This window comes from Aliterella sp. E5.1, from assembly GCF_057473825.1.
This window is the reverse complement of the sequence record NZ_JBYCCV010000357.1, coordinates 1-1,585: the sequence shown is the minus strand read 5'-3', so window position 1 is coordinate 1,585 and position 1,585 is coordinate 1. Positions and strand designations below refer to the sequence as shown.

3 protein-coding genes are annotated in these 1,585 nt (G+C 36.8%); all 3 read left to right on the top strand.

Annotated elements, in window-relative coordinates; translation table 11 throughout:
* A partial coding sequence (locus AC2VE5_RS27210; RefSeq protein ID WP_486890652.1) for a hypothetical protein occupies nt 1–391 on the top strand: 391 nt, incomplete at its 5' end.
* A 75-nt stretch (nt 392–466) separates the two neighbouring features.
* Entirely contained in the window at nt 467–676 is a 210-nt protein-coding gene (locus AC2VE5_RS27205; protein ID WP_486890651.1) for a hypothetical protein, read from the top strand.
* Between the two features lie 174 nt (nt 677–850).
* Nucleotides 851–1,483, top strand: coding sequence for a hypothetical protein (locus tag AC2VE5_RS27200; RefSeq protein WP_486890650.1), 633 nt, complete (start codon nt 851–853; stop codon nt 1,481–1,483).
* The last annotated feature ends 102 nt before the right edge of the window (nt 1,484–1,585 follow it).

The following is a 1,585-nucleotide window of genomic DNA, read 5'->3' as shown; positions in this document are numbered from 1 at the left end:
AGCTATCGGTTTAAGTTTAATTTCTACTTCCGCTTTTGCAGGAAGTGTTGTTACAAACAGTACCACAACTCGTAATGTTTATGGGCATGGTAAAACTGAGTTGTCAAGTGTTCGTAACAGTACCGGAACCCAAGAAAACTTTAGCCAATCTGTTAAAGCCGAATCCTATGCACCTCATGCAACCGCTTCTGTTACTTTAAAAGATGGCAAATTATCTGGAACCGCTACAGGTTCTACAAGTCCTATTAACCCTGACCCCATTGCTATAATTGTTAATTCTTCACAAAAAGAAACTGTTACTTATAGCCAACAAGATATTTCTAAAGGTTATGAGCAGTTTTCATTTAATGGTAATGAATATACGCATCAAGTGCAAACAGATAACTTCTAGTAAGAAATAAACGAAAACACAGTTGTTTATAAAATATTAAACAACTGTATTCTCTTTAAACAATGGGAGACTAAAATGAGCGATGAAGAATTGCACCTAAGTTTCAATGAAGCTGCTAAAAAATACTATCCAATTAAACCAGCATCAAATACAGTTGAAACTACTTTAATTGAGTTTGCTTCTTGGGAGATGTTTGCAGATCCTAGAACACTAAAAAATAAAACAAAAACAAATTTATCTTTAAAAATAAGATTATTTGTTCTTTATCTTTTACTTGATAAGTAGGAATGCTGAATTATCTGTAAGATAGATTGGCTTCCGCAAAAGCCCTGAAAGCTTTAGTCAGCGAGGGTTGGGTAATTCAAGCTATTGAGGGTTTGATTAGTCCCAGCTACTTATTACAAGCAAGGTTTTTTCTTTCTAATCTATTAAACAAAAGAAAATAAGGAAATTAAAATAATGCCTCAACTTCCACCATCACCACCAGCAATTATCGAACCCGCTTCACAATCGCAACAACAAGCACAAGAACAAAATCAATTTACGTCACCTAGTATAGAATCAAGTAATTCTAACAATGCTGGTAGTAATAGTAATAGTGAGTCTACCAACGTTTTGAGCCAAAACGGTTCTTTAGAGAATGTACAGATAAACAACAATAATGGTAGTATTTATGAGTTTTCTCCAGGGGTTAGCGCTCCTACACCCAGTATCAATGTATCGGCTTATTCCCATTCTGGGAGTAACGGTGTTGCTGCAACTCTTACTATCCCATTAGGAGGCAATGTAGCAATTCAACATCGACGTTTAATCGAGAATCGGATAAAGAGAATAGATTTAGATAATAATGCGATCGCACTTCGGGGTCAATTAGAGCTTGCAACCGCCTGTGCAAAGATTGCAGCCGCCAATGTAACGCTTGATTATTCCTTATTTCCGTCCCTTGCCGTTTGTTCGGGAGTGAAAGTAAACATACCTCCAGTAGTAGTTATAACTCCTCCAGTACAAAGACTTTTGCCTCCAGTAAAAGTAGAGCAGCCCCCTAAACAAAAAGAACCAACTAAACCACGTCCAGTTCGTGCATTATGGTAAAACCTCTGTCGGAATGCTGCTAAAAGCTAATAAATAGCCAACAAAAAATGCACATCCAAGAATTAGGAATTGATGCTTGGAAACAAGCAACAGACGAGGAAC

Excerpts from the sequence above, each read along its gene's own strand:
- AC2VE5_RS27205 (WP_486890651.1), top strand. The coding sequence starts at position 467 with ATGAGCGATGAAGAATTGCACCTAAGTTTCAATGAAGCTGCTAAAAAA.
- AC2VE5_RS27200 (WP_486890650.1), top strand. The coding sequence starts at position 851 with ATGCCTCAACTTCCACCATCACCACCAGCAATTATCGAACCCGCTTCA.